This is a genomic window from Pantoea phytostimulans (genome assembly GCF_046118715.1).
In the GTDB taxonomy this organism is placed as follows: domain Bacteria; phylum Pseudomonadota; class Gammaproteobacteria; order Enterobacterales; family Enterobacteriaceae; genus Pantoea; species Pantoea phytostimulans.
In genome coordinates, this window is sequence record NZ_CP173698.1 from 1 (window position 1) to 18,766 (window position 18,766).

At 52.8% G+C, this 18,766-nt stretch carries 17 protein-coding genes; 10 read left to right on the plus strand and 7 right to left on the minus strand.

What is annotated here, in order from left to right; genetic code table 11:
* Window positions 1-107: 107 nt before the first annotated feature.
* The 3 genes from ACF2G4_RS00005 to ACF2G4_RS00015 are packed head-to-tail and all read left to right on the plus strand — an operon-like array spanning window position 108 to window position 1,946.
* Window positions 108-722: a methylthioribulose 1-phosphate dehydratase gene (locus ACF2G4_RS00005; protein ID WP_215847527.1), complete on the plus strand. Its 615-nt coding sequence runs from the start codon at window positions 108-110 to the stop codon at window positions 720-722.
* Window positions 719-1,402 carry an acireductone synthase gene (gene mtnC / locus ACF2G4_RS00010; protein ID WP_409075276.1) on the plus strand — a complete coding sequence of 228 codons (684 nt, stop codon included), beginning with the start codon at window positions 719-721 and terminating at the stop codon, window positions 1,400-1,402. The genes ACF2G4_RS00005 and mtnC overlap by 4 nt, the downstream gene beginning before the upstream one ends.
* A gap of 1 nt (window position 1,403) precedes the next feature.
* Entirely contained in the window at window positions 1,404-1,946 is a 543-nt protein-coding gene (locus ACF2G4_RS00015; RefSeq protein WP_215847525.1) for an acireductone dioxygenase, read from the plus strand.
* 154 nt (window positions 1,947-2,100) lie between these two features.
* Here ACF2G4_RS00015 and mtnA read toward each other — a convergent pair whose 3' ends face one another.
* Window positions 2,101-3,123 carry an S-methyl-5-thioribose-1-phosphate isomerase gene (mtnA, locus tag ACF2G4_RS00020; protein ID WP_409075277.1) on the minus strand — a complete coding sequence of 341 codons (1,023 nt, stop codon included), beginning with the start codon at window positions 3,121-3,123 and terminating at the stop codon, window positions 2,101-2,103.
* 122 nt (window positions 3,124-3,245) lie between these two features.
* On the opposite strand from mtnA, the gene mtnK reads away from it, so the two are divergent.
* Window positions 3,246-4,445 carry an S-methyl-5-thioribose kinase gene (mtnK, locus tag ACF2G4_RS00025; RefSeq protein WP_243078464.1) on the plus strand — a complete coding sequence of 400 codons (1,200 nt, stop codon included), beginning with the start codon at window positions 3,246-3,248 and terminating at the stop codon, window positions 4,443-4,445.
* A 60-nt stretch (window positions 4,446-4,505) separates the two neighbouring features.
* On the opposite strand, the gene fadE is transcribed toward mtnK, so the two are convergent.
* Window positions 4,506-6,953 carry an acyl-CoA dehydrogenase FadE gene (gene fadE, locus ACF2G4_RS00030; RefSeq protein WP_409075278.1) on the minus strand — a complete coding sequence of 816 codons (2,448 nt, stop codon included), beginning with the start codon at window positions 6,951-6,953 and terminating at the stop codon, window positions 4,506-4,508.
* A 253-nt stretch (window positions 6,954-7,206) separates the two neighbouring features.
* On the opposite strand from fadE, the gene lpcA reads away from it, so the two are divergent.
* On the plus strand, window positions 7,207-7,785 hold the full coding sequence (gene lpcA, locus ACF2G4_RS00035; RefSeq protein ID WP_215847521.1) for a D-sedoheptulose 7-phosphate isomerase: 579 nt from the start codon (window positions 7,207-7,209) through the stop codon (window positions 7,783-7,785).
* 48 nt (window positions 7,786-7,833) lie between these two features.
* Entirely contained in the window at window positions 7,834-8,601 is a 768-nt protein-coding gene (locus tag ACF2G4_RS00040; RefSeq protein ID WP_243078462.1) for a class II glutamine amidotransferase, read from the plus strand.
* Here ACF2G4_RS00040 and dpaA read toward each other — a convergent pair.
* On the minus strand, window positions 8,572-9,312 hold the full coding sequence (gene dpaA / locus ACF2G4_RS00045) for a peptidoglycan meso-diaminopimelic acid protein amidase (RefSeq protein WP_215847519.1): 741 nt from the start codon (window positions 9,310-9,312) through the stop codon (window positions 8,572-8,574). The genes ACF2G4_RS00040 and dpaA overlap by 30 nt on opposite strands.
* 245 nt (window positions 9,313-9,557) lie before the next feature.
* Here dpaA and dinB point away from each other — a divergent pair, with 245 nt between their 5' ends.
* Window positions 9,558-10,613 (plus strand): DNA polymerase IV, encoded by a 1,056-nt coding sequence (dinB, locus tag ACF2G4_RS00050; protein WP_215847518.1) that lies wholly within the window; start codon window positions 9,558-9,560, stop codon window positions 10,611-10,613.
* 262 nt (window positions 10,614-10,875) lie between these two features.
* Here the strand turns inward: dinB and ACF2G4_RS00055 are convergent, their stop codons facing one another.
* The 4 genes from ACF2G4_RS00055 to pepD form a co-directional block, all read right to left on the minus strand.
* Window positions 10,876-11,943 (minus strand): sugar ABC transporter substrate-binding protein, encoded by a 1,068-nt coding sequence (locus ACF2G4_RS00055; protein WP_243078461.1) that lies wholly within the window; start codon window positions 11,941-11,943, stop codon window positions 10,876-10,878.
* Between the two features lie 57 nt (window positions 11,944-12,000).
* Entirely contained in the window at window positions 12,001-13,002 is a 1,002-nt protein-coding gene (locus ACF2G4_RS00060; RefSeq protein WP_215847517.1) for an ABC transporter permease, read from the minus strand.
* The gene (locus ACF2G4_RS00065; protein WP_409075279.1) at window positions 12,999-14,504 is read right to left on the minus strand and encodes a sugar ABC transporter ATP-binding protein; all 1,506 of its coding nucleotides are present in this window, start codon (window positions 14,502-14,504) and stop codon (window positions 12,999-13,001) included. Before ACF2G4_RS00065 ends, ACF2G4_RS00060 begins: the two co-directional genes overlap by 4 nt.
* A 260-nt stretch (window positions 14,505-14,764) precedes the next feature.
* Window positions 14,765-16,222: a beta-Ala-His dipeptidase gene (gene pepD / locus ACF2G4_RS00070; protein WP_243078459.1), complete on the minus strand. Its 1,458-nt coding sequence runs from the start codon at window positions 16,220-16,222 to the stop codon at window positions 14,765-14,767.
* Between the two features lie 256 nt (window positions 16,223-16,478).
* Between pepD and gpt the strand changes: the two genes are divergently transcribed.
* The 3 genes from gpt (at window position 16,479) to crl (ending at window position 18,766) form a co-directional block, all read left to right on the plus strand.
* Window positions 16,479-16,937, plus strand: coding sequence for a xanthine phosphoribosyltransferase (gene gpt / locus ACF2G4_RS00075; RefSeq protein ID WP_215847515.1), 459 nt, complete (start codon window positions 16,479-16,481; stop codon window positions 16,935-16,937).
* A gap of 116 nt (window positions 16,938-17,053) precedes the next feature.
* Window positions 17,054-18,304, plus strand: a complete 1,251-nt coding sequence (frsA, locus tag ACF2G4_RS00080; protein WP_409075280.1) for an esterase FrsA — start codon at window positions 17,054-17,056, stop codon at window positions 18,302-18,304.
* Window positions 18,305-18,364: 60 nt separating this feature from the next.
* Window positions 18,365-18,766, plus strand: coding sequence for a sigma factor-binding protein Crl (crl, locus tag ACF2G4_RS00085; RefSeq protein WP_215847513.1), 402 nt, complete (start codon window positions 18,365-18,367; stop codon window positions 18,764-18,766).

Sequence of the window (18,766 nt, forward strand, 5' to 3'; positions counted from 1 at the left end):
ATTTCACCCCGGTCACTTACCTGAGTAAGCTCCCGGGAATTCATGCGTTTGCCGCCCTATTAAAATAGGTATTATCAAGGCCATAAACCCATCGCACAGGATATTGTATGTCTGACACTCAACAGCTCGATCAGCTCGTCGCCGCTTGTCACTGGATAGGCGCTAAAGGCTGGGCACCCGCGACTGGCGGTAATATGTCGGTTCGTCAGGATGAACATTTCTGTTTGCTCAGCGAATCGGGCAAAGACAAAGGTGGCCTGACGCGTGATGACTTCATCCAGGTTGAAATTGCCTCTAATCTTGCGCCTTCTGGACGCAAACCTTCTGCCGAAACCGCGTTGCACACCTTAATCTATCGACTATTTCCCGAGGCGGGCGCGGTTCTGCATACGCACACCGTTAACGCCACCGTCTTGTCTCGAGTGGAAGAGGGCGCTGCACTGCTGCTGTATGGCTACGAAATGCAAAAATCCCTGACGGGTCAGCACACGCATGAAGATACCGTGGCGATTCCGGTATTTGATAACAGCCAGGACATCGCTGCGCTGGCGTCAGAAATTGAAGATTATGCCGCCCGTTTTCCGCTGCGTTACGGCTTTTTATTACGCGGTCACGGCTTAACCTGCTGGGGCGAAAACGTCAATGAAGCACGACGTCATCTTGAAGGGTTGGAGTTTTTATTTGAATGCGAACGTCAACGTCGCCTGCTGGAGAGCAAATGATCCGCGCTATTGTCACTGATATCGAAGGCACCACCAGCGACATCCGCTTCGTGCACAACGTACTGTTTCCTTACGCCCGCCAACACTTAGCTGCCTTTATTCGCGAAAATCAGGATAACGCAGAGGTTGCTGCCGCGCTGAATGCGGTACGCATCGAAGCCGAACTGCCGGAGGCCGATCTCGCCACGATCACTGAGATCCTGTTCAGCTTTATGGATCAGGATCGTAAATCCACCGGCTTAAAAGCGCTGCAAGGGATGATCTGGCGCGCGGGTTACGTTAACGGCAGTTTTACCGGGCACCTTTACCCTGATGTTCTGCCTGCTTTAAAGGCATGGCAGCAGCAGGGTATAAAACTCTACGTATATTCTTCCGGCTCGATTGCGGCGCAGAAATTGTTATTTGGCTACAGCGACGAAGGTGATATTACTGGCCTGTTTAGCGGTTATTTTGATACGCACGTTGGTGCCAAGCGTGAGGTTAACGCTTATCACACTATCGCCGCCGAAATCGGCCTGCCGGCTGACCAGCTGCTGTTTCTTTCTGATATTTATCAGGAACTGGACGCAGCGGCTGAAGCCGGTTGGCAAACCCTGCAGTTGATTCGTGGCGACGCGGATAATCAAAGCCGTCATCGTCAGGTCAATAATTTTTCCCAGATTAACCCGGAGTCGATTTGAGATGAGTGCACTGACCATTTTTACTGAGAGTGAAGCCAGCCAGCCGGTATGGCACAGCACCGATGCTGAGGCGATCCGTGAACGTCTTAACGCTAAAGGTGTACGCTTTGAGCGCTGGGAAGCGGATCGCGAACTGGGTGAGAATCCTGACGCCGAAAAGGTAATTAACGCTTATCAGCATGCCATTGATCGTCTGGTCGCCGAAAAAGGTTATCAAAGTTGGGATGTCATCAGCATGCGTGCCGACAATCCCCAGAAAAGCGTCTTGCGCGAGAAGTTTCTTTCAGAGCATACCCATGGCGAAGACGAAGTGCGTTTCTTTGTTGAGGGCGCAGGATTGTTTTGCCTGCATCTGGATGGACAGATCTTGCAGATCCTGTGTGAGAAAAACGATCTGATCTCCGTTCCGGCGGGAACGCCACACTGGTTTGATATGGGATCGTCGCCAAATTTCACTGCGATCCGTATTTTCGATAATCAGGAAGGTTGGGTGGCTAATTTTACTGGCGACAAGATTGCCGATGCTTATCCACGGCTGGATTAGCTTTTGCCTTTGCGCGTAGAGATTTGACCTCTGCGCGTTAGATGCTGGCCTCTACACACGCGGTTTTGACGTGTGCGCACTGTCCCCACCTCGGTCCCTCCCCATCAAAACGGGGAAGACCGGGAAGGGGACAAACGACCTCGCAACGCAGGAATCACTGTGGCTGAAACGCACCCAATTTTACCTGCTCTGGCGTGACCACACCGGTATCCAACACCCAACCGCTGATCAATGCAGCAGGCGTCACGTCAAATGCCGGATTATAAACAGCCGCATTTTCGGGTGCCCATTGAACATTGCCAAAACTGCCCGCTACGCCGGTGACCTCGCTCGCTGCACGCTGTTCAATCGGAATCGCTGCGCCGTTTGGACACAAACGATCCAGCGTGGTGTGTGGCGCGGCAACATAAAATGGAATGCCATGGTAATGCGCCAGCACTGCCAAACTGTAAGTGCCAATTTTGTTCGCTACATCACCGTTCGCAGCGATGCGATCGGCACCGACCCAAATCGCATCAACCTGCTTACTGGCCATCAGGCTGGCGGCCATGGAATCGGTGATCAACTGATAGGGTATCGCCAGCTCACCCAGTTCCCATGCAGTCAACCGCCCACCCTGCAATAAAGGACGCGTTTCACCGACCCAAACATTCGCTACTTTACCTTGCTGATGCGCTCGGGCAATCACGCCCAGCGCGGTGCCTACGCCTGCGGTGGCTAATCCGCCAGTATTGCAATGTGTCAGCAAGCGGCTGCCAGGCGTGATCAACGCGCTGCCAGCATCAGCGATATCGTCACACAGCTGTTTATCTTCTTCCACCAGACGCAGCGCTTCTTTTACAAGCGCGTCGACAAACGTCTCCTGCGCTAGCGCGAGCTTCATGCGATCAAGATTATTCATTAGGTTCACAGCGGTCGGACGCGCCGCGCGCAGGATTTCCAGCGCTTCTGCCAGCTGATCGCGCGTTTGCCCGTGCTCCGCCAGCAGCGCCAGCAGCAGCGACGCAGAAAGGCCAATCAGCGGCGCACCGCGCACGCGCAAAGCATGAATATGTTCAACCAGCTGCGCCACGCTGTGCGCGGGTAGCCAGTTTTTTTGCTGCGGCAGCGCTTGCTGATCGAGGATCCAAAGCTGATTGTCACGAACCTGTAAGCTGGTGGTTTGAAGTCTCTGCATTGTCTGTGAAATCCATGTTGCGTTAATGGCGGATATTGTGCCAACATGCTTGGCGGATGTATAGACGTCTGAACGGCTTATGGCTATTTGATCCTCAAGTCTTTTGTTTATAAGGAATGGCAATGTCGCAATACCGTACCTTCACCGCTGCTGACGCTGTGGAATATGCCAAACAATTTGGCGGAGTGGACGATCCTTCTACGCTGGTCAGTGCGGAAGAGATTGGTGATGGTAACCTTAATCTGGTGTTTAAGATTTATGATAACCAAGGCAAAAGCCGCGTGGTGGTTAAGCAAGCGCTGCCCTACGTACGTTGCGTGGGAGAATCCTGGCCGTTAACGCTGGATCGTGCCCGTCTGGAAGCGCAAACGCTGGTTGAACACTATAAACATTGCCCGCAGCATACCGTTCAGATTACCCATTACGACGCAGAATTGGCCGTGATGGTGATGGAAGACCTTTCCAGTCACCGCATCTGGCGCGGCGAGCTGGTACAAGGCGTTTATTACCCGGAAGCATCGCGTCAGCTGGGTGAATATCTGGCGCAAACCCTGTTTCACACCTCTGATTTCATTTTGCATCCTCACCAGAAAAAAGCGGAGGTTGCCCGCTTTATTAACCCGGAAATGTGCGAAATCACCGAGGATCTGTTTTTCAACGATCCCTACACCGATCATGAGCGCAATAAATACCCGGAGGCGTTGGAGCCGCTGGTCGCCAGCCTGCGTCATGATGATGCGTTACGCATTGCGGTGGCGGGCCTTAAGCATCGTTTCTTTGCCAATGCTGAAGCGCTGCTGCATGGTGACATCCACAGCGGATCGATTTTTGTCGCTGACGGTAGCCTAAAAGCGATTGATGCTGAGTTTGGTTATTTCGGTCCGATTGGCTTTGATGTTGGCACCGCGTTGGGTAATTTGCTGATCAACTACTGTGGTCTGCCAGGCCTGCTGGCGCCGCGCGAAGCCGCCGATGGTCGTGAACAACGTTTAAGCGATGTGCGCGACGTCTGGATTGCCTTCGCCCATCGCTTTCTTGAACTGGCTGAAGCCAAAACCACCGATGTTGCCATGGCATATCCAGGCTATGCGCAGGCGTTTTTACGTAAAGTATGGGCGGATACGATTGGCTACTGCGGTACCGAGCTGATTCGTCGTACTGTGGGCATGTCTCACGTTGCGGATATGAAGCTCATTAAAGATGAGGCGATGCGCACGGAGTGTATTCGTAACGCCATCACGCTGGGCCGCACGCTGATTCTGGCCGCCGATCATATTGAGGATGTGGAAGCGCTGCTGGCCCGCATTCGCCAGGCTGTCTGAAAAAGCGGATAAAAAAGGCCGACATTGCGTCGGCCTGTTAGGGAATGATTCATCGGATCATCAAGCGGCTTCGCTGGCACGACCCGGTTTCTGCTCCGCCGCTTTAGCAGGCACCGCCAACGCATCTGCAGCAAACTCATCAACGTTAATGGAGCGCAATCGACTCGCTTCGGCGCGTTTCAGCACCTCAGCTTCTTGCACATCAATTAAGCCCTGTTCCAGCGCCTGCGTTGCCAGCGCATCAAGCCGGGTAAAAGAGAGATGCTTTTTAGTCTGTTTGCATAGCCGATCGTGAATCACTTCCGCCGCCATCACATCCTGCAAGGCTTGCTCCAGCTGTCCTGCCGGATTATGTTCACTCGGCGTCAGATATTGGCCGCGACCTAAACGAGTGCGCGTCGCTGATGGCAGCTGCAGCAATCTTGCGAGCTGGTGATCGAGACGATCAGAAGGCGCTGGACACTGTTTGCCGCCAGCAAAAATCACCAGGCGCAGCACGCCTGAAACTAAGCGATTCGGGAAGTTACGCAGCAGATCATCCATGGCATTCTCCGCCTGATGCAAGGCATCCTGTACGCCCCAATGCACCAGCGGTAGATCGGCTTCGTTGCGGCCCTCATCGTCATAACGTTTCAGCGTTGCGGAGGCGAGATAGAGCTGGCTCAGCACATCACCTAAACGGGCTGAAATGCGTTCGCGACGTTTCAAGCTACCGCCCAGCACTGCCATCGAAACATCTGACAGCAAAGCGAGATTAGCGCTGATGCGGTTCAGGTGCTGATAATAGCGGCGCGTTGCATCACGCGTTGGCGTGGCGCTGGTGCGGCCACCGGTTAAACCCAACCACAAACTGCGCACGTGATTACTGCCGACATGACCTATGTGGCTGAACAACGCGTTGTCAAAAGCACTGACATCATTGTTGGCTGCTGCTGCCATCTCTTGCAGAACATAAGGATGGCAACGAATCGCGCCCTGACCAAAAATGATCATGCTGCGCGTCAGAATATTCGCGCCTTCAACCGTAATCGCGATGGGCGCGCCCTGATAGGCACGGGCGAGAAAATTGCTGTTGCCGAGCATGATGCCTTTGCCGCCTGCAATATCCATGGCGTCGATAATGGCGCGCTGACCGCGATGGGTGCAGTGATATTTGACAATTGCAGAGAGCACCGCCGGTTTCTCGCCCTGCATAATACCGGTGGTAATCAGCGTCGCGGCGGCATCCATCACATAAGCATTTCCGGCGATCCGCGCTAGCGGCTCTTCAATCCCTTCCATTTTACCGATTGGTAATTTGAACTGGCGACGAATATGCGCATAAGCACCGGTTGCCAGCGCCACGCTTTTCAGGCTGCCGGTAGAGTTCGATGGCAATGTAATACCGCGCCCAACCGACAAGCATTCAACCAGCATCCGCCAGCCTTGTCCGGCCATTTCTGGGCCGCCGATAATAAAATCGATCGGTACGAAGATATCTTTGCCGCGCGTTGGACCATTTTGAAACGGGACGTTTAACGGGAAGTGTCGATTGCCAATTTCAACGCCTGGCGTATGGGTGGGGATCAACGCACAGGTAATACCGAGTTCTTTGGTTGCGCCCAGCAATCCTTCAGGATCGCTGAGTTTAAATGCCAGCCCCAGCACGGTGGCAATGGGGGCCAGCGTGATATAACGCTTATTCCAGGTCAGACGCATACCCAGAACGTGCTGGCCTTGCCAGTCGCCCATGCACACCACGCCGGTATCGGGAATAGCGCCTGCGTCCGAACCCGCTTCCGGGCTGGTCAGAGCAAAACAAGGGATCTCTTCACCACGCGCCAGACGCGGTAAATAGTGATCTTTCTGTTTGTCGGTGCCGTAATGTTGCAGCAGTTCACCGGGGCCAAGTGAGTTCGGAACGCCGACGGTAATGGCTAAAATGCCCGACACGCCAGCCAGTTTTTGCAGCACACGCGCTTGTGCATACGCTGAGAATTCCAGTCCGCCATACTCTTTTTTAATGATCATGGCGAAGAAGCGATGCTGTTTTAAATACGCCCAGAGTTCAGGCGGCAGATCGGCCATTTCATGGGTGATCTGAAAATCATTTGCCAGGCGGCAAGCTTCTTCAACCGGGCCATCGATAAAAGCTTGCTCGTCGGCGGTCAGACGCGGCTGCGGATAGTTGTGCAGCTTCTGCCAGTCTGGTTTACCTTGAAACAGATCGCCTTCCCACCAGGTTGTACCGGCCTCAATCGCCTCTTTCTCGGTGCGCGACATCGGTGGCATCACTTTCTGAAAACGCTGTAGCATCGGTTTGGAAAAGAGATCACGGCGCAACGCGGGCAAATTGAAAGGCAGCAGGATAATGGCTAACGGCAGCAGCAACCAGGGTGTCCAGAGCTGAGCCGCCGCCAGCGCGCCGGTCCACAGCAGCAGAATCAGGCTACTCAACCGCAGCGAAATGCGGTGATAAAACAAGGCGCTAATCAGCACCACCGTCGCAAGTATCGAAACAACCATCATAATGAACCGCCTGTAAAGTAGTAAGAGGTCTGACCTGTTGTGAGTAGATCTTTAGAGCAGTTGGTTTGATTTAGCAATTCGTTTACATCGCAGTTACGACCTTCCTCACAAAATCGTTGCGCGCAGTTTTTTCTGGGCAGAAGTCCCGCCAAATTTTCGCGGGGAAAGGGGGACGGATAGGGTGCGGTGCTTTGCGCTGACCGGCCATTCCGTTAAACTTGCTGCGATAAACCTCCCTTTAAAGGACATCCCTATGTACCAGGACATTATTCGTTCAGAACTTAATGAAGCCGCCGATACGTTAAATAATTTTCTGAGCGATGAAGCCAATATCCATGCGATTCAACGCGCTGCGGTGATGCTGGCCGACAGTTTTAAAGCAGGTGGAAAAGTGTTGTCGTGCGGTAATGGTGGCTCGCATTGCGATGCGATGCATTTCGCTGAAGAGTTAACGGGCCGCTACCGCGAAAATCGTCCTGGTTATCCGGCGATTGCCATCTCTGACGTCAGCCATCTTTCCTGCGTCAGCAACGATTTTGGTTACGACTATGTGTTCTCGCGTTACATTGAAGCCGTGGGGCGTTCTGGCGATGTACTGCTGGGCCTGTCTACTTCCGGTAACTCTGCCAATATCATTAAAGCGATTGAAGCCGCGCGTGCACAAGGCATGAAAGTCATTACGCTGACCGGCAAAGATGGCGGAAAAATGGCGGGAACAGCCGATATCGAAATCCGTGTGCCGCATTTTGGCTATGCTGACCGTATTCAGGAAATTCACATAAAAGTGATTCATATCCTGATGCTGCTGATTGAAAAAGAGATGGTGAAGTAACAGCATTGCCTCCTGCTCGACGGGAGGCGTTTAACTAAGGCGGTTGCTATGTGCGAATTGCTCGGGATGAGCGCCAATGTACCAACGGATATCTGTTTCAGCTTCACCGGTCTGGTGCAGCGCGGCGGTGGAACCGGGCCACACAAAGATGGTTGGGGCATTACGTTTTACGAGGATAAAGGCTGCCGCACGTTTAAAGATCCGCTGCCCAGCTATAACTCGCCAATTGCGCGCTTAGTGCAGGAATACCCCATCAAATCCCATTCGGTGGTGGCACATATTCGTCAGGCCAATCGCGGACAGGTATCGCTGGAAAACACCCATCCGTTTACACGTGAATTATGGGGACGCAACTGGACCTACGCTCACAACGGCCAACTCAAAGGTTATCGTCAGCTGGAAACCGGCACTTTCCGTCCGGTGGGTGAAACTGACAGCGAAAAGGCTTTTTGCTGGATTCTGCATAAGCTGGCGACACGTTATCCGCGCACACCAGGTAACTGGCCTGCGGTATTTCGTTATATCGGTGAATTAGCCGGCGAGCTGCGGCAGAAAGGCGTGTTCAATATGTTGCTGTCAGACGGACGTTATTTGATGGCGTTCTGTTCCACCAATCTCTTTTGGATCACGCGCCGTGCGCCGTTTGGCCGTGCGCAGTTGCTTGATCAGGATGTTGAGGTTGATTTTCAAGAACACACTACTGCCAATGACATCGTGACGGTGATAGCGACGCAGCCGTTGACAGGAAATGAAACCTGGCACCGGATAGTGCCAGGTGAATGGGCATTATTCTGCCTTGGAGAGCGCCAGGAATGATTTGGACGCAGCTTCGGGATTGGTTATCACCGGGCTGTTGTTCATGACATATTTACCGCTGGTCACGTTAACCGTGGGTGGCTGGTGGTATTTGTCGAAATACGCATAGCCCGGTTGCAGCTCACGCCAGAAATTGGCGTAGGTTGAGTAACGATGACGCTGCATGTTGCTTTCAGTCATGCGGAACGGATAGATGCTAATGCTCACCTCTGGTTGCCCATTGCGCAGCGCCGCATCCACATAATTAAAAATTTCATCCATGTAGGCGTTGGTCATGGCGTAACAGCCAATCGATTTGCAATCACCGTGGATCATCAAATAGTTGCCGTTGTAGCCCTGATCGCGATCATATTGGTTCGGAAAACCAATGTTAATAGCGCGATAGAAGCGGCTATCGGGCTTCAGCTGATTCAGCTTAACGTTATAAAATCCTTCCGGGCTTTTGAAATCGCCTTGACGACGTTTCGGGCCGAGGCCGCCAGAAAAATTACAGATGCGATAGGTGTCCAGTAGACGGTATTCATTACCGATTTTACCGTACAACTCTAACGTACGTTCTTCCTTGAAAATCTGGATATAAACTGGCGTGCCGAGTAACTGTTTCTTTAATTCTTTATTCACCGGCGCCAGTTGTTGAACGGGTTCAGGTGTCATTGCCATGCTGAGGGCTGGCATCAAAATCATCGCAAACAGGAGTGCGATTTTGCCCATGCTGTGTGTACCTTGACGTGAAGAAGAACAATGACGCCGAACAGCGTCTCTGCTTGCATTATCGGAAAACTCCGCTACCGCTGCGCAACATTAACATTGTCTGTTTTTTTAGCAAGACTATGTCCTGGAAAATGGCAGTTTCCTAAAGGGAATACGGCCAAAAATTTGTAAACTTTAATGCCTCGCTCAACAAATATTGCAGTTACTTTTGCCGACTGTATACTTATCCAGTATTGGAGGAGGGTATGCGCAAGATTATTCATGTTGATATGGACTGCTTTTATGCCGCGGTTGAAATGCGTGATGATCCCTCATTACGCGATATCCCTATCGCTATTGGCGGTAGCCGTGAACGCCGTGGCGTAATCAGTACCGCCAACTATCCTGCCCGAAAATATGGTGTGCGTAGCGCAATGCCTACCGGAATGGCGCTGAAATTATGCCCTCATTTACGCCTGTTACCGGGCCGCTTTGCTGCTTATAAAGAAGCATCAGCGCAAATTCGCGACATCTTCTTGCGTTATACCCCGCTCATTGAACCGCTTTCCCTGGATGAAGCCTATTTAGATGTCACCGACAGCCTGCACTGTCACGGCTCCGCTACGCTGATCGCTAAAGATATCCGCGCCACAATCTATCGTGAAACCCAGTTAACCGCGTCTGCGGGCATTGCGCCGATTAAATTTCTCGCCAAGATTGCTTCCGATTTGAATAAGCCAGACGGGCAATATGTGATTACACCGCCAGAGATGGCGGGGTTTTTATTGACATTACCGCTGGCAAAAATTCCCGGTGTGGGCAAGGTGTCCGCAAAGAAGTTGGAAGAGATGGGCCTGCATACCTGCGGCGATGTGCAGAAAGCAGATTTGGCGCAACTGTTAAAGCGGTTCGGTAAGTTTGGTCGCATTCTTTGGGAGCGCAGCAACGGCATTGATGAGCGTGGCGTGGTGGTGGAGCGTGAACGCAAGTCGCTGGGCGTAGAAAGAACGCTGGCGGAGGATATTGAGAGTTGGGAAGCCTGCCTGACCATCATCGATTATCTCTATGAGGAACTGGATCGCCGTTTGACGCAGATCCGACCCGATAAATTAATCGCTCGTCAGGGCGTTAAATTAAAATTTAACGATTTCCAGCAGACGACGCAGGAACACATTTGGCCGGTGCTGAACAAGGAAGATATGATTGCGGTGGCGCGTAAAACCTGGGACGAGCGGCGGGCGGGAAGAGGCGTTCGGCTGGTGGGATTGCACGTCACGCTGGTGGATCCGCAGCTTGAACGGCAGTTGCTGTTGGGTTTGTAGTTTAGGGGAATGCGCGCGCTGTCCCTCATCCTAATCTCTTTAGGTTAGGCGTCGTTTATCCCTCACCTAGGTCCCCATAAGTGCGAGGTCGTTTGTCCCCCACCTCAATCCTCCCCCATAAATGGGGGAGGAAGATGCTGCTTTATGTGAGTATTGAAGCTGTATGTGGCAGCGTCTCCTTCCCCTGTCAAAACGGGGGAAGGCCGGGATGGGGGACAAACGACCCCAGACTCAATAAGACCAGGGAGGGACAAACGACTTCTTACTTCTTATATTTCGCTTCCAGCGTGGCAAACCACGGTGCAACGAAATCGTCGTTGCTGCCCCAGCCCGGAATGATTTTGTTCAGCGAAGCCACGTTAACCGCACCTTGCTGACTGTTGAGCTGCTGCTGAGAAATCGAAGCGGCTTTAAATTCGTAAGTCGCGGGCGTTTCTTCACCGGCAATCTTTTTCGCCACCAGACGCATATTCACGGCGCCAATGGTTTTTGGATCCACCGCGAACGTTTGCACCCACGGGCTACCTTTCTCACGCATCAACTGCAAATCCTGGTTTGAGACGTCAATGCTGTACAGCTTGATCTCGGTACGACCATTTTCCTGCAGCGCTTTGTATGCGCCCTGACTAAAGGCATCCCATGCGCCCCAAATAGCATCGATCTGACCTTTTGGATACTTCGCCAGAATAGCGCCGATTTTATTGGCGGTATCGCCCTGTACGTCCGTAGAAACCGCACCAATCGATTCCAATTGATGAATGCCCGGGTTGGCTTTCAGTAATTTTTCATACACCACCTGACGACGTTCCATTGCGGGGAATCCGGCCACCCAAAGCTTAACGATATTCGCTTTACCGTTGAAATCTTTGATTACCTGCTCCAGCGACAACTGTGCCAGAGAAGCATCATCCTGCGCTGTCACGGTAACGCCGTTAATCGGCGAATCAACCGGCGTATCGAAGACGGAAAGCTTGATGCCGGAATCAGCGATGCGCTTCACCAAACCGTTGGCATAGGGCGCTTTACCGTGCGATAGGATAATGCCGTCATATTTTTGGCTGATCGCCTGATTAACGAAATCCTGAAAACGCGCATCATCGCCATTGCTCAGAAAGGTACTGACCTTAAAGCCCAGCTTGCGACCTTCCTGAATTGCACCAGCCACAAACTGCGTGGTGTTGTCATCGGAACCCAGGTTACGGATTACTGCGATGCGGATCGGACCGTCGTGATTAGCGATAACAGCAGGAACCGGCGTCACGGTGGCGGCAAATACAGCGCTGGTATTCAGCAGGCTTACAGCCAGCAGCGAGAGCGTGATTTTTTTCATTATTGTTAACTCCAAAAGGATAAATTTAGGCCCGTTAATTCAGTAAGAATGCGCGCCTCAGCGGCGCTGCATGTAAGTCATCGCCAAGGCTAACGCCAGCACTAAGCCTTTAATGATATCCATGGCGTAATAGGGCACCGACAGCATCACTAAACCGTTTTGCAATACGCCCAGAATGACCGCACCCACCAGCGTGCCCAAGGCGTTGGGTTTACCCGAACCGGCCAGCGAAAGGCCAATCCATGCTGCCGCAACGGCATCCATCAGATAGCCGCTACCCGCATTGACTTGGGATGAGCCGATACGTGAGGCCAGCAAAATGCCACCCAGTCCTGCCAGCAGCGAGGCAATAACGTAAGCCAGCACGCGATAGCGTGTGGTGCGAATACCGGAAAGGCGCGCCGCTTCAGGATTGCCGCCCAATGCGTACATGCGTCGCCCATGCTTAGTCAGTGACATCGCCAACTGTGCCACGACCGTCACCACTAACATGATGATCACAATGGTCGGAACCTGACCGAGCAGGCCAAACGCCGCGGGAATGGTGCCTTCCGCCATATCGCCGCTGGGCAACACCATGTTCTCGGTGATCGAGCCGCCAAAGCTGTAAGTCATCGCCACGCCCTGAATCACAAACAGCGTTGCCAGTGTGGCGAGCATGTCTGGAATGCGCAGAATAACGATCAGAAAAGCGTTAAACAGACCCACCAGCGTACAAAGCGCCAGGGTGATGACGATCGCTTCGGTGGTGTTGAAGCCGTACCAAACGAACAGCGAGATGACCAGCGCATTGGCCAGTGAGGCGGTTGCGCCAACAGAAAGATCAAAGCCGCCAATGGTCAGCGAGATCGATACGCCAACAGCAATCACCGTCACGATCGCAATGGATCGCAAAATATTGATGATGTTATTAGGATCGAGGAAGCTGTCAGATGCCAGACCAAAGGCGGCGATCAGGATCACTACCGTCAGTAACATGCCCCACTTATAGAGGAAATCGAACAGGCGATGGCGCAGCGAAGGCGACGCGGGATTCAGGGATAGTTCTTTACTGCTCACGCTGGGGTTCCTCCGGTGGAATAAAGCAAAAGCGTCTCTTCTGTGACCTCACACGCGTCCAGTTCTGCCACGATGCGTCCGTCCCAAAGTACACAAATTCGGTCGCATAAGCCGACCAGTTCAGAAAATTCACCCGACGCGTAGATAACACCTTTGCCTTCACGCGCCAGGCCATCAATCAGGGTAAAGAGTTCGGTTTTGGCTTTGATGTCGACACCTTTGGTCGGCTCATCAAAAATCAGTACGTCTGCGTTGTTACGCAGCCATTTACCGATAGCCACTTTTTGCTGGTTGCCGCCTGAAAGGCGACGCAGCGTTTGCGCCGGGCCGGTGGTGCGCACGTTGAGGCGGCGAATAATCTCTTCTGCCCAACGCCACGCCTGACGATGACCAAACAGGCTCCAACGGGAAAAGCTACTGTCAGCGCTTACGCTCAGATTCATCGCGACGGATTCATCAATAAAAATCCCTTCTTTACGTCGCTCTTCCGGCACCAGCGCCATGCGCTGCGACACGGAATCATAGGGCGATGTGGGTTTCCAGGCTTTGCCGTGCAGTTCACCACGCGTGATGCGGCTTTTACTGGCACCAAACAGCGCTTTGCACAGTTCGGTTTTGCCCGCGCCCGCCAGGCCTGCAATGCCAAGAATCTCGCCTTTATGCAAGCGTAGCGAAATGTCTTGCAGCAACTGCTCATCATGCAGACCTTCAATTGCCAGCAACACGGGCTGGTGCTGGCGTTCACGCCGGGCTGGATATATATCGGTGAGTTGATGACCCAACATTTTTTCGACGATTTGCTCACCGCTCAGCGTTGCCATTGGAGCGCTTTCGATCAGGCAGCCATCGCGCAGCACCGTCAGGCGATCGCAAATCGCTTTCAATTCGTGAATACGGTGGGAAATAAACACCACACCCATTCCACTGCTCTGCAAGCGGCGCACAACGTTGAACAGACGCTCGCTTTCGTGTTGATCCAATGGCGCGGTAGGTTCGTCCAGAATCAGGAAACGGCAATGATGCGACAGCGCGCGCGCCAGCAAAATCTGCTGCTTTTCAGCAAGCGAACAGCGCTCAACCAGACGATTGACGTCAATCGCCACATCGAGCTGAGCGAGCAGGGCGCGAGCCCGTCGACGAATCTCACCCCAGTGATAAGCGTGTCCCGACTCCGCCAGCTGATCTAACAGAATGTTCTCCGCCACGCTTAACTGCGGCACTAGCGCGACATCAACTTCCTGCTGCACCAGGTGAATACCGAGCTGTTTGGCATCACGCGGGCTGCGAATCGACACCGGCTGACCATCCAGCAAAATTTCACCGCTGTAATGGCTATGTGCGCCAGACAACACCGCCATTAACGTTGATTTTCCTGCGCCGTTGGCACCCGTCAGCGCATGAACGGAATGACCTTCACTGACAAAATCCACCTGCGTCAACGCGGCGAATCCGCCGAAGGCGATGGAGATGTTACGCATCTCAAGGCGGTTTAACGCGCGCATTGAAGGAAGTCTCCATAAGAAATAACTGGCCGCATTTTTTCCTGAAGTATCAGGCGCAGCAACAGTCGAAAGCGCATAAGCTAGCACAAAATCTTATTAGCCATCCAGACATCTGGACATAATGGCGGCTATAACTGGTTGGGCGTTGTAAGCTGGTGATTTAAGGTGGGGAGACGCATTAACGCAGCGTTTTATGCTGCTTCTGACGCGCAGGCATAAAAAAACCAGGCCGTAGCCTGGTTGATTATTTTGTAACGAAATTACTTTTCTGGAATCACATTCAACAAGGTTGTCAGCAATTTCCAGTACAGGCCCACGCTTTCGATATGAACTTGTTCGTCTGGCGAGTGCGGCCCGGTGATGGTTGGCCCAATAGAAACCATATCCATGTTTGGATAGGGTTTCTTGAACAAACCACATTCCAGACCTGCATGAATCACCTGAATATTTGGCGTCTTGTCGAACAGCGCAATGTAGGTTTGACGGGTCAGCGCCATGATCGGCGAATCTGCGTCTGGCTGCCAGCCCGGATAGCCGCCTTTTGGCATCGTCTGCGCTCCAGCCAATTTGCCAAGCGAGGTCAGCATCTGCACCACGTAATCGCGACCGGTATCGATCAATGAACGGATCAGGCAGTTGATTTCAGCTTTATCAGCGTCCATCGTCACTACACCAATGTTCAGTGAGGTTTCAACCACGCCAATGGCCACGTCAGAGTTGCGAATCACACCGTTTGGTGTGCTGTTCAACAAGTTCAGGAAGCGATCACGGCTGTCAGCGGTCAGCGCCTGTCCTTGATGCGCCAGCGGCTCGGTAACCAATGCAATGTTCTTCTCTTTTACGCCATGTTCGTTCTGCAGTGCAGAAAGAAAATGCGCAGCGGCCGCTTTCAAGGCATCAACCTTGTGGCTTTCAATGGCCAGCGTGGCGAAAGCTTCACGTGGGATGGCGTTACGCAAGGTGCCGCCGGTGAATTCCACCAGACGCACATCCAGCTCTGACGCATGCGAAGCCAGAAAACGCGCCAGCAGTTTGTTGGCATTGCCCAGACCTAAGTGAATGTCGGCACCGGAGTGACCGCCTTTCAGGCCCTTAAGCGTCATTTTCAGGGTTTCGAAATCTGCGGGAACTGCTTCACGCGTCAGCGGCAGCGTAGTAATGAAATCAATACCCCCCGCGCAGCCCATGTAGATCTCACCCTCTTCTTCAGAGTCGGTGTTGATCAGGATGTCCGCTTGCAACCAGTTCGGTTGCAGGCCAAATGCGCCATCCATGCCGGTTTCTTCGGTCATGGTCAGTAGCACTTCCAGCGGGCCGTGAGTCAACGTGTTATCTGCCAATACCGCCAGCGCTGATGCCATACCAATGCCATTATCCGCACCCAGCGTGGTACCGCGCGCTTTCACCCATTCGCCATCAACATAGGGTTGAATCGGATCTTTGGTGAAGTCGTGAACGGTGTCGTTGTTTTTCTGCGGCACCATATCAAGATGCGCCTGCAGCGCGACCGGCTTGCGATTTTCCAGCCCAGCGGTGGCGGGTTTGCGAATCAGGATGTTGCCGACTGCGTCGCGTTCACACCAGAAACCTTGTTCTTTAGCCCAGCCAACGATGTAGGAGGCGAGTGCTTCCTCATGGAAAGAAGGGTGCGGAATCGAGCAGATCTTAGCGAAAATATCCCACAGCGGCTGTGGCGAAAGTTGAGACAATTCAGACACGACAAGTCTCCTGTGTCAGTGCGCCGGATGTACCAGAGGGCGCGAGTTTCCAGTGAAAGATCGCCGTCAGAGAATCTGACGAGATGGACCCGAGAATATCACTGTTTATAGTTGGGTGTGCAATCAGACGCACTAAAAACCGGCAACCAGTGCGCGGGTGCTGGTTTTTAGCGCGTCATATCCTTATAATCTCGCGCAACCTTTTCCCCGTTGCATATTTTTTAAGCCAATCCTGTTGGCTGGGAACCTATTTATTATGAGCGAAAAATACGTCGTTACCTGGGACATGCTGCAGATTCATGCCCGTAAACTGGCTCAGCGCCTGCTTCCTGTTGAACAGTGGACAGGCATTATCGCGGTCAGCCGTGGTGGTCTGGTACCGGCTTCGCTGCTGGCGCGTGAATTGGGTATTCGCTATGTCGATACCGTCTGTATCTCAAGCTACGACCACGATCATCAGCGCGAAATGAAAGTTCTGAAGCGTGCTGAAGGTGATGGTGAAGGCTTTATCATCATTGACGATTTGGTTGATACCGGCGGCACCGCTCAGGCGATTCGCGACATGTATCCTAAAGCGCGTTTCTGCACCATCTTTGCTAAACCTGCCGGCCGTGAACTGGTGGACGACTATATTGTCGACATCCCACAAAATACCTGGATTGAGCAGCCGTGGGACATGGGCGTGGTTTATGTGCCGCCGATTGTCAAAGGCTGATTGATTTACCACAAACAACGCCCGGTTTTCCGGGCGTTGTGCTTTCTGCGCCTCGCACCTTGTTATGCCGTGCAGTACACTTAGCCATCGCCGCGTTTACCGCAGGAGAAAGTTGTATGCCGAGCAAAAATCTAAGCGAAGAGCTGTTCAAGCCACGCTTCAAACACCCCGAAACCTCTTCACTGGTTCGCCGTCAACATCACGCCACGCGCGCTGTGCATTCCACCCTTGATGGTAACAGTCAGCGCGGCTGGTATCGCATGCTCAATAAACTGATGTGGACATGGCGCGGCCTGACACCGCAAGAGATCAGCGAAGTGCTGGCGCGTATCGCCATCAGCAACGTCGAGCACACGAATGAGAGTTTGCTGGATACGGTGATTGGCTATCGCAGCGGCAACTGGAATTACGAGTGGTGTAAACAGGCTGCACAGTGGCAGCAAAAAGCGCAGGAAACTGAAGATGACGATCAGCTGGCGGGTAAATACTGGCTGCACGCTGCACATCTCTATAGCCTTGCTGCCTATCCTTATATTAAGGGTGATGAATTAGCCGATCAGGCCCAAGTTCTGGCCAATCGCGCTTACGAAGAAGCGACGCAACGGCTTCCCGGTGAACTGAAGGCGCTGACATTTCCAATAAGTGGTGGCAGCCCGGTGAACGGCTTTCTGCACATGCCGCCTGGTGTTCAGGCACCGTATCCGACTGTGCTGTTTTGTGGCGCGCTGGATTCACTGCAAAGCGATCACTACCGCCTGTTTCATGATTATCTCGCCCCACGTGGCATTGCGATGTTGACCATTGATGTGCCATCGGTGGGGTATTCGGTGAAATGGACGCTGAATCAGGACACCAGCTTTTTGCACCAGCAAGTGCTGCGCGAGCTGCAAAACGTGCCTTGGGTTGATCATACCCGCGTAGCGGCTTTTGGATATCGCTTTGGTGCCAATGTGGCGGTGCGGCTGGCGTATCTCGAAGCATCGCGGTTGCGTGCGGTAGCGTGTCTTGGGCCCATAGTGCACAGTTTATTTACGCAGCCGGCGCTGCAAAATGAAGTACCAGACATGTACATGGATATGCTCGCCAGTCGCCTGGGGATGTCATCCACATCTGATAGCGCGCTGCGCACTGAATTGAACCGCTATTCGCTGAAAACCCAAGGCTTACTGGGCCGACGCACACCTACGCCAATGCTGGCAGGTTACTGGTCAAAAGATCTCTTCAGCCCAGAAGAAGAGGCAAAATTGATCGCGAATTCATCTTCTGATGGAAAAGCGATGTTGATTCCCGTCACGCCGATGATGGCCAGCTTTGATCGCGCGCTTAATGAAATTTGCGACTGGCTGGAGAAGCGGTTAAAAAGGTAACTGGCAAAATTTACAGTATTTGCTACAACTACTAGCGGTCAAAACTAATGGAGATTTAGCATGACGTTACCGAGTGGTCATCCCCGCAGTCGCCTGCTTAAGCGTTTTACCGAGCTGGGACCGTACATCCGCGAAGGAAAATGCGAAGAAACGCGTTTCTTTTTCGACTGCCTGGCTGCCTGCGTCAATGTGAAACCGGCACCGGAACTGCGTGAATTTTGGGGCTGGTGGATGGAATTAGAAGCCCACGCCGATCACTTTACCTATGTCTATCATATCGGCCTGTTCGATAAAGAAGGTGACTGGTCTGTGACGACGATTAAAGGCAAAGAAAACACACAACGAGTGGAAGAAACCTTGCGTAATTTCCACACTCGCCTGAAAGCGATGTTGAAAGACCACGAGTTGGGTCTGGAACCGGCCAGCGGTTTTGATGAGAAACCCGTGAAATTAAGTGCCTGA